This is a genomic window from Fusibacter sp., assembly GCF_057447755.1.
Window position 1 is genome coordinate 1 of the sequence record NZ_JBVBZF010000125.1, and the last position, 10,036, is coordinate 10,036.

The 10,036-nt window shown below is 41.5% G+C and carries 7 protein-coding genes; 4 read left to right on the top strand and 3 right to left on the bottom strand.

The genetic code is table 11. The annotated features are described in order from the left end of the window. From dhaK to AC220I_RS13390, 3 genes are all read right to left on the bottom strand, one after another. Positions 1-1,574 (bottom strand): dihydroxyacetone kinase subunit DhaK (gene dhaK, locus AC220I_RS13380; protein ID WP_486724348.1); only part of this gene is annotated, 1,574 nt, incomplete at its 3' end. A 56-nt stretch (positions 1,575-1,630) separates the two neighbouring features. Continuing rightward, the gene (locus tag AC220I_RS13385; RefSeq protein WP_486724349.1) at positions 1,631-3,733 is read right to left on the bottom strand and encodes a methyl-accepting chemotaxis protein; all 2,103 of its coding nucleotides are present in this window, start codon (positions 3,731-3,733) and stop codon (positions 1,631-1,633) included. 78 nt (positions 3,734-3,811) lie between these two features. Then, positions 3,812-4,945 (bottom strand): glycerol dehydrogenase, encoded by a 1,134-nt coding sequence (locus AC220I_RS13390; protein ID WP_486724350.1) that lies wholly within the window; start codon positions 4,943-4,945, stop codon positions 3,812-3,814. Positions 4,946-5,477: 532 nt separating this feature from the next. Between AC220I_RS13390 and AC220I_RS13395 the strand changes: the two genes are divergently transcribed. The 4 genes from AC220I_RS13395 to AC220I_RS13410 all read left to right on the top strand — a co-directional run bounded on the left by AC220I_RS13395 (position 5,478) and on the right by AC220I_RS13410 (position 9,920). Further along, positions 5,478-6,668 carry an ROK family transcriptional regulator gene (locus AC220I_RS13395; RefSeq protein ID WP_486724351.1) on the top strand — a complete coding sequence of 397 codons (1,191 nt, stop codon included), beginning with the start codon at positions 5,478-5,480 and terminating at the stop codon, positions 6,666-6,668. A gap of 68 nt (positions 6,669-6,736) precedes the next feature. Further along, entirely contained in the window at positions 6,737-7,834 is a 1,098-nt protein-coding gene (locus tag AC220I_RS13400) for a type 2 periplasmic-binding domain-containing protein (RefSeq protein ID WP_486724352.1), read from the top strand. A 79-nt stretch (positions 7,835-7,913) separates the two neighbouring features. Then, positions 7,914-8,366: a tripartite tricarboxylate transporter TctB family protein gene (locus AC220I_RS13405; protein ID WP_486724353.1), complete on the top strand. Its 453-nt coding sequence runs from the start codon at positions 7,914-7,916 to the stop codon at positions 8,364-8,366. Positions 8,367-8,369: 3 nt separating this feature from the next. After that, positions 8,370-9,920 (top strand): tripartite tricarboxylate transporter permease, encoded by a 1,551-nt coding sequence (locus AC220I_RS13410; protein ID WP_486724354.1) that lies wholly within the window; start codon positions 8,370-8,372, stop codon positions 9,918-9,920. Positions 9,921-10,036: the final 116 nt, after the last annotated feature.

A 10,036-nucleotide genomic window follows, 5' to 3' on the forward strand; every position in this document is an offset into this window, starting at 1 on the left:
AAGGATAAGTGTTTTTCAGCAGCTTGATCAAGCGAATCTGCAAATGGCACTAGGGCATCGATTAGGGTCTTGTCGCCTACCACAGCACCACGGCCAAATGAACGCTCACCAGTGGCTTGGATTGAGGTCACACTTGCCTGTATCATATCGGCAAAGTCCTTCAAGGATAAATCGGTGACCTTGCCTGCAGATTTTCCGGCACCCCTGAATGCTGAGCCCCAAATTGGACCGGATGCACCACCACAGTATTCCATGATGATTAAGGAGCAGCTGTCTAAGAAATCACCTATGGTCTTAGAGTCCGTGATAAGGGATTTCCATTCGCGTTTAAGTTGGCGGAAACCCTTGGCAACACTCATTCCAAAGTCCCCATCGCCAGCATGTGAATCAAGCTCGCAGAAGGCGACCTCGTTTTTAATGATGCAGTCACTCATGGCATCAATGGCATAAATCAGATTGTTGAGTGAAAAGCGTTCATTTTCAATTTTGGCGAATGTCTCCTTAGTTTCAAGTGTATAGGATACGCCGTTATTTGATTCTTGGCTGTCTGTGGAAAGCGGTGTGTACTCAGTTTGTTCCACAGGACCATAAACATTAAAGCCCGGTGTTTTTGAAGGTGCATCTAAAAGTGTTTTTAACGTGTCATCTAGCTTTAAGATGGAAACAGATGCACCTAGCATATCGATGGAAGTCATGTAGTTGCCTACGAATATTCTGTGAATGACCACATCTGTTTTTGAAAGGGCTTTGCAAATCGCATGGTTTAAGAGGTAGAGCTCCTGAAGCGGTGTGCTGCCAAAGCCATTAACCATCAATGCGATTTCACCTTGCGTCATTGACAGTGAGTCCAGTAGACTAGGGACCATTCTTTCCGCCAATTCATCTGCAGTAATGATTTTTTCCCTTTGGATACCAGGCTCGCCGTGGATGCCAACACCGTATTCCATTTCGTCTTCTGCGATTGCAAAAGTTGGTGTTCCCTTAGCTGGCACGGTACATGAGCTAAAGGCAAATCCAATGCTCTTAACATTTTGTGCTGCTTTTTCTGCCACAGCTTTGACCTCTTCAAGGGTCTTGCCCTCTTCTGCCAAAGCACCAGCGATTTTATGAACAAATACGGTGCCTGCAACGCCTCTTCGGCCCACAGTATATAGGGAATCCTGTACGGCGATATCGTCGTCAACTTTGATGTAATCTACCTTGATCCCATCTTCGTCAGCCAAGTGCGCTGCGTTTTTAAAATTCATCATGTCCCCACTATAGTTTTTAATGATGAGGAGTGTCCCCTTGTTGCTGGTGGTCTCTCGAATCGCCTGATAGACTTGGATCTGTGAGGGTGATGCAAATACATCCCCACAAACAGCGGCATCCAGCATCCCTTGCCCAACAAAACCGGCATGAGCAGGTTCATGGCCACTGCCACCGCCACTGATGAGAGTCACTTTTTCCTTATTGATGTCTCTTTTTTTTACAACTTTGAATTTTTCAATAAATTGAAGTTCAGGATGTGCAAGTTCTATCCCTTTACACATTTCAAATACTAAATTTTCTGGTTTGTTAATGATCTTTTTCATGAATATTCGTCCCTTTCTAGAGTACTTTTATCTTTAAAATCCTTTTCAGTAATGCTTTAAATCCTAAAACGCGAAATGACCTTATTGAGATCTAGTGCAATGAGATTCAAGGCCTTTCCAGCCTGTTCTATTTCATTGATTTTATCTGTTTGTTCTTCTATGGAAGCAGTTGTTTCCTCAGTGCTGGCTGCATTTTCCTCAGAGATGGCGGATAAATCACGAATGACATCCAGAACATTGTTCTTGCATTGGATCATGGCTTGATTCAGAGTGTTGAGGGCACTTAAGCCCTGATTGACACTGTCAAGTGACATGGAAATGTCAGAGAATTTAGATTCGGTTTCTCTAACACTTGCAGATTGTTCAAATACAACTTGGCCCACCTCTTCCATGGCCTTGACAGCCTTGTTTGAGTTTGACTTCAGCTGTGTTATAAGTGCGTGGATTTCTGATGAGAACTGGGCTGACTGCTCAGCGAGTTTTCGAATCTCATCGGCAACCACAGCAAAGCCTTTTCCAGATTCTCCAGCTCTAGCGGCCTCTATGGCTGCATTTAGAGCCAAAAGGTTAGTTTGATCTGCAATACTGCTGATCATTTGGCTAGAGGATTCGATGGCATCTGCATCCTTGGAGTTACTTTCAATCAAGTCTTGAATGGTCTTGTTGGCAGTCTCGCTTCTCTGTGTGGCCAATGTCAAGGACTTAATAATCTTATCGCCCGAAGCCTGCTGGTTATGGATGTCTGAAGCAAATTGGTTAAGGGTATCCAGCTGTTCGAGTGTTTTTGCAATTTGCTCATCCAAAAGCCCCATTTGTACAGCTGCATTTTCGGTTTGCTCTGCTTGCTCTCCAGCACCCTGAGCGATAGCTTCAATGGTTTGACTTACTTCCACAGCTGAAACAGAAACTTTTGTGGCCAAGGTGACAAAGTTGTTTGAATAAAGGCTTACCTTTTCAGTGGTTGCAAGAACCTCTCTTATAAAGTCACTCACATTCTCCTGCATGGCGATCAAGGCCTTGGTCATGGTGCCGAGTTCATCTTTTCTTTTAGACAGCTTTAAGTGATCGGTGCTTGTATTGGCTGTGAAATCCAATGAACTCAATGTTTTGACGCTTTCTGTAATGGACAGTATTGGCCTTGTAATCATGGTGGAAAGTACAAAGAGTAAAGTCGCCAAAAATATTAGAAGGAGGCCGCTAATTAAGAAGATTCTGAGGATAAACGAATAGATATCCTCAAAGATTTCAGATTCTGGAACGACTGTGCCATAAGCCCAGTAAGTTTGATTTTTTCCGATTTTTAAGGGCGTAAAGGTTTGATATAGGCGATCACCTGTGGCATCGTCAACCATGGTTTCAAAATAATTTTGTCCTGATGCCATGGCCGTTTGTAGTGCCTGGTCATTGGCAAGCGCCTCAAGTCTTCCACCGATGAGTGTTTCATCCTTATGTGAAGCGATCAAGCCCTGGTCTGTAATTAATTGACCGTATCCTGACTCATAAAATTTTAATGCCTGCGTAATTTCCTGGAGTCTGTCTATGGTGAGATCCACACCAGCAACACCGACGATTCGAGACTTGTAGTAAACTGGGGCCGTAATGCTGATCATATGAACTGTTTCACCATTTATGTCAAAGGTGTTGGGCTGGGTGATATATTCCTCACCGGTTGTAAGACTGTGTAGATAGTTGTCCCCATATACAGGATCGTTGTAATAACTGAGAAAATGATGCTGGATCGAATCGTCTTGACGATAAAAATAGGGGATAAAACGGCCTGACATGTCATGCCCAGTGGTGTTTCTAAAAGCATCGTCATTGCCATCAAAGGTATTGGGCTCAAAGCCCATCCAGACTGCATGAAAACCAGGATTCTCATCCATAATGCGCATGAGCATTGATTCGGCAGCGGATCGAGAGGGCATGTCGTTTGATATATAGGCGGACATGACATTTGCCAGCGTTCTAGCGGCATCCGAAGCGACTTCAAGCTCTGCTTTTATCTCGTTACCGGTTTCGCCGGACACCACTAAGGCGTATGCCAAAGTTGTGTCTTTCTGGCTCGTGTACATATTGACTGAGATATAGCCAATGATTATTATAAAACCCAAAAAGACAGGTGTCAGAATCATAATGAGTGTTTTGCTACGAAAATTCATATAAACCCCTTTGTGTGTTTCTAATCAATATTTCTAGATAAACACCGGGTAGCGTGGTGGCTACCCGATGGATGATCCCTATAATCTTTCAGCTTTGAAGGCTTTACCAATAACATCTGCGGTTTTAATTGCAGCAGCGACTGCTTCAACCGTAATCGGGAAAGGCATAGAATGAACAGATTCTTCAGGTATACATGCTTTTTCAGCAACTTCTTGAAGCTCTTGGTCTGTAAGTGAATCTACACCGATATCGCTTAGACATACGGGTAGTCCAACGCTTAGACAGAAAGATAGGACTTCATTTATTTCTTCAGCAGGTGCATTTTCTAGTACCAATTGGACCAAGGTTCCAAAGGCAACTTTTTCGCCATGGAAGTACTTGTGAGTGCCTTCAAGTATGGTTAAGCCATCGTGAACCGCATGTGCAGCTGCCAGACCACCACTTTCAAAGCCTAAACCAGAAAGCAATGAGTTTGCTTCGATGATATTTTCAAGGGCAGGTGTCACTTGGTTGACATCACTCGCTTGTTTTGCCTTTAAGCCGTCTGATAAAAGCGTCTCGTAGCAGAGCTTTGCAAGGGCAAATGCAGTATTTGTGCCTTTGGCTGGTCCACAATAGCCCTCTCTAAAGCCACATGGTAGGCCTGCGTTTACGTTGGCATAAGCATTTCTGGTTGCACGAGCTTCAAAATAAGTTGAGAGCGCATCCCCCATGCCCGATACTAAAAAGCGAGTAGGTGCATTTGCAATAACTGTGGTATCAACGAGGACAACACTTGGATTCTGACTGAAATAAGCATAGTCATCAAATGCGCCATCTGGCGTATAAAGGACCGCTGAGTGGCTAGTTGGTGCATCTGTAGCTGCAATCGTCGGACAAATAATCAAGGCATTCCCCTTGGCAACACACTTTGCTGTGTCAATGGCTTTACCGCCTCCGAGGCCAATGGTACAAGCACACTTGTTTTCGAGTGCAACTTCTTCTAGTCTTTTAACTTCCTCTCTTGAACATTCGCCACCAAAGTTGCTTTCTACAAATTTTATACCGAACTTTTTCTCAGTAGCTTCAAGTTTTGACTTAACTCTTTTTACATCCTCAGCATGAGCGATCAATAGAGCGGACTCCCCAAATGTTTTAACAAAGTAGCCTAGATTTAAAAGTTCATTTTCCCCTTGAACATATTTTGATGGTGATATAAATGCTTTTCTCATAATAAAAAACCCTCCTTAAATTTTTGTACCTTACAAATAAGTATAGGAAAGTTTTAATTTTAGTACATTAGAGACAAATGGACAGTCATATGAGAATTTGGTAGAAAAATTTTGTCGACTTACATCAATATAATTGCATTATGACAAAATATTACTATGATTTTTCCTACATTATGGCCTAAAAACCCTTGACGTTGGGATTAACTTTATCCCTTGCATTAGTTGAAATCAAGCGGTTTTACCTTGAGCGCTTATTAAAAATAGGGCTTAAAAGCACGTGAATGTTCACTGTTTCAATCTTGTAAATTGTCTGAATATTTGTGTTGACAGCCCATCTATTGGTCGATATAATGAGGGAGAAACGAATTAGTTAAATGAGTTAATTAATTCAAGTTAAAAAGTTGTCAAATCTTCATAAGATTGAAAATAAAGGGTTTCAATGTATTTGCATATAGTTAAGTGAGTTTACTAAATCATAAATTGCATTATACTGCACACTGTATACAAGAATAAATTTAGATAGGAAACAGTCATGTCAAAGAGGGGTTTAAATTCAAATGACGTCAAAAAAAGAAATAGAAGCAAGGTTCTTAAGATTTTAAGAAACGGACGTGATATTTCAAGAAAAGACTTATCGGATCAGATGGGCTTGACCAAAGCGGGTATATCAGCAATTGTCTCTGAAATGATAGAAGAAGGCGTTATTGTCGAAACGGGCAGTCAAGAAAACAGTGGCATCGGTAGGAATAAAATTACCTTGGAAATCAATAAACAGTTTGGTTATGCATTGGGTCTCTCATTAGCCGAAACACATTTGACCCTATTGATTTCAAACGTCCTAGGTGAGGCCATAGACATTTATACAATCGCATATTCGGATCTTGACGCACCAGATGCTGAAGGCATCGTAAAACTTATTGTTGAAAAAAGTCTCTACCTTTTATGGAACAACAACATCGACAAAAATGCCATATTGGGTATTGGCGTGGGTTACATTGGTGGTCTGAAGAACATCGATATTGATTGGCTAAAGAAAACCTTAGAACAAGAGCTTCAGATCAGTGTTATCTCTGACAATAATGTCAAAGCCTTGGCCTTGTCTCAAATGGATTTTGCACAACAGGAGGAAAGTGAGAATTTTCTCTTTGTAAAGTATGGTCCTGGACTTGGTATGGCAATTGTTCAGAAGGGCTCCATAATAGAGGGCGTGGATAACAGAGCAGGTGAAATTGGACATACCATTGTCCTGCCAAATGCCGATACGGTCTGCAGATGTGGACGAAAAGGCTGTCTTGAGTCCTTGATCTCTGAGAAGGGGATCATCCGTGATTTAGAGGATAAGGGTCAACAGTATTTATCACTTATTGTGGATAAGAAGAGGTCTATTATAGATTATCAACAGGTGAACACCTTAATGGTTGAGGGGGATGAAACCATCCTCTCCATATTTGAACCAAGATACGATTATTTTGCAAAATCTTTGGCAAACAGCATTATTTTGTTTAATCCGGAAAATGTCTGTGTCTATGGGTCTATTTTTAATCAGCATGAGATCTTCAACCGAATCTTAAGCCGATTAGAGGATTACCTAGGGCCTAATACAAAGGTCAGAGTGAGATTATCGAATTTAGAGCCAAACAACAGTGCCGTTGGGCCTGTGGCATTGGTTCTGAGATCAAAGTTTTATAATACGGGGGCTTATGCTGAAAAACCTGTGTTATAGACACCTTACTGGGGTGGTAAATGGCTCATTTGCCATAAAAAATAAATAAAGATATAAGGGGAAAGAAGATGAAAAGAGTGTTTAAGATGTTATTTGTTTGCATCATGATTACTTCAATGATGCTCATGACTGTAGGCTGTCAACCAAAAACAGAAGCTCCTGCTCCAGCAGCACCTGAAGCAACCACAGAGCAAGCTTCTACAGAACAAGCAGCACCTGAAACAACAACTTCAGGCAAAACAGAAGTTGTAAAAATTATTTGTCCTTACGGTGTCGGCGGAACGGCAGATGCAATTGCGCGTAAATACGCAAAAGTTGCTGGCGATTTATACCCAGAGTATGAGTTCGTCGTAGAACAAAAAACAGGTGGCGACGGTTTCGTTGCAGCTGCTTACTATCAAAATGTTGATCCAAATGCCAAAGAATTATTTGTTCTTGGTTATGGAAATGCATACAGACATGAAATTGGTAAGAAATATGGCACTGAGCAAGTTCCATATGATTTAGCAGCATTCCTTCCAATTGCAACTGTGGATGATAGAACTTGGATTCTATACGGAAAACCTGGTACAACTTTAGCAGAAGTTCTTACTAAGGCAAAAGAAGGTAGCTTAAAAATGTCAGGTGGTAACCCACTTTCTGACCCACATTTAGCACTTGGTTCTTTAATCGCACTTGAAGGCGGTAAAGTAACTGTTGTTGGTTATGATGGTGGTGCTGCTCAAAAGCAAGGTCTTGTAAGTGGCGAAGTTGATGTTTTTGTTGGTACAACTCAAGCGGGTATGGAAGAAGTTGAAGCAGGTACTTTAATTCCGATTCTTGCTTTCTCTGACAGAGCATTCAATGGCTTTAAGGGCCCTGAAGGCGCAATCAGCGTGCCAAGCTTAGTAGAAAACAAACATGCAGACTTAGATGCAGCTAAAGACTATACTGGATCAATCCTACCAGCTGGCGGTTTTATTGCTGGTAGAACAGGTACAGATCCTGCTTGGTCGGCTAAAGTTGCTGAAATCAGTCAAGCCGTTTGGGCGACACCTGAGTACAGCGATTGGATTCAAGAAATTGGCTTAAACAAATTTGAACTCTACGGAGATGATGCAGTTGCATTTTTAGGAACTGCAATTGATAAGGCGATTGTTGCATATCAATTATTAAGTGGAAAGTAATTTCTTTTAGGTTTATCAACAAATATAAAGGGAATCGCGTCAGTGATTCCCTCTATTTTGGATATTTATGGGGGAGAAGATGAAAATCAGAACAAACCTGGTCAGTGGTATTTTGTTTGCTATCTTAAGTGTTATTTTCATTGCGTTGGTACCGTCGCAGGTGGCGATTCCAGCATACGACAATGGTGGTCCGAGTCCTCGAATCATTCCTTATCTTGTGCTATACGGTATCTTACTTTGTTCAATCGGTTTGATCATTCAAAGTCTTGTGTTTAAAAAGGAAAAAATCGTTGAATTTGATCTTAATATTGAATGGGCATCTATCAAGATGATCGTTCTCATGATTTTATTTGGCGTTGTCATGTTAAACTTTGGGTTTATTATAGGTGTTGCCGTCGTTCTTCCGATGATGCTGTATACGCTGGGTGAGCGCAAGCCGTTCATTTATCTTTTCACAGTGGCAGGCGGCATCGGCGTCTATTATCTCTTTATTGAAGTGTTCAATATTTCACTTCCCGTGATTGGAGGCTAGACTATGGAAGCAATTTTTAGTGGACTTATGGAGGTTTTGACCCTTTACAATTTAACGGTCATTGTCCTATCAATTATATTGGGGATGGTAGTAGGTTGTATCCCCGGACTAACCGTAACACTTGGTATTATCCTTTTGTTACCTTTAACGTATTCTTTTTCATCAGCATCAACAGCAATTATTGCACTCTTAAGTGTTTATGTAGGCGGAATGTATGGGGGCTCCATTAGTGCCATACTACTCAACACGCCGGGAACCAATGCCGCCATTGCGACAACCTTTGATGGATATCCCTTGGCGAAAAAGGGAAAAGTAAAGAAGGCACTTGATGTTTCCCTATATGCATCTGTAGTAGGTGGTGTTATTGCAGCGGTTGTCCTCTTATTTACTTCCGGCCTGATTTCAAAAATGGTTTCGAATTTTACATCGACTGAATACTTTGCACTGGCGATTTTAGGCTTATCACTCATTGCAGGTGTCAGTGGTGACAACATATTTAAAGGCATTATCGGGGGATTAATGGGTCTCTTTATCTCCGTGATCGGTCTCGATTATGTTACAGGCGTTTCAAGATTTTCATTTGGCACCATGCTCTTTTATGAAGGCCTTTCCATCATGCCAGCCATGATTGCCTTTATCGCCTTGACGCAGGTCATGATAAAATCCAGGGATTTCATCAATACCAAGGGTCAAATGGGAGACATCTCAAAAATCGATAAAGAGGGTATGACCAAGGAAGAACGTAAATCCATTATGCCAGCGATTTTCAGATCCACGGCAATTGCATCCCTTATCGGTACAATGCCGGGTGTAGGCGGTGGTGTGGCACAGTTCCTCTGTTATAACGAAGTCAAGCGTGCTTCAAAGCATCCAGAGCTCTTTGGTAAGGGAAGTCTTGAAGGCGTTGCAGCAGCAGAATCCAGTAATAATGCCATCGTAGGAACGGCTATGATTCCGCTTCTTACTTTAGGAATACCAGGAGATGGTGTTACTGCAATTTTACTAGGGGCTTTCATACTCCATGGTATTATTCCAGGACCAACCATGTTTACCAAGCAGGCTACTACAGCCTATGCCATCATCTTTGGTGTTATTATTGCCAACTTCCTGCTCTATTTCATCGGTAAAATATTTACCAGACAAGTGGCAAAAATCGTCCAAGTTAGATATAGCTATTTAGGACCATTGATTATTACCTTCTGTTTCGCAGGTGCGTTTGCAGCCAATGGTTCATACTACGAAGTAATCCTCATGATGGGGGTATTGGTGATTAGTTATATTCTGATGATACTGGACATTTCAGTTATTCCGATTATGTTAGGGATGATTTTAGCACCTATTATGGAACAAAATTTTGTCAACAGCATGCTGATTTATGATGGCGACTTACTCATTTTCTTCAAGCGTCCAATCAGTTTAGTAATTTTGATCTTAACAGCAGTTCTGGTTTCTTCCTTTATGAAAGTTAACAAACGTGTAGATGCATTAAATAAAGAGCAAGAAGAACGCCATCTCACAGAAATGCTTTCTGTTGAAGAAGTTGCAGAAATGTAGAAGAACATTATAGAGCGAGGTATATTATGCAATTTAGCAAGGGCGAAAATCGTTTTTCGGTTACCCTAAATGACAAAAAACTCATTGAGCATACAGAGCAGTCGCCTTTCATTTAC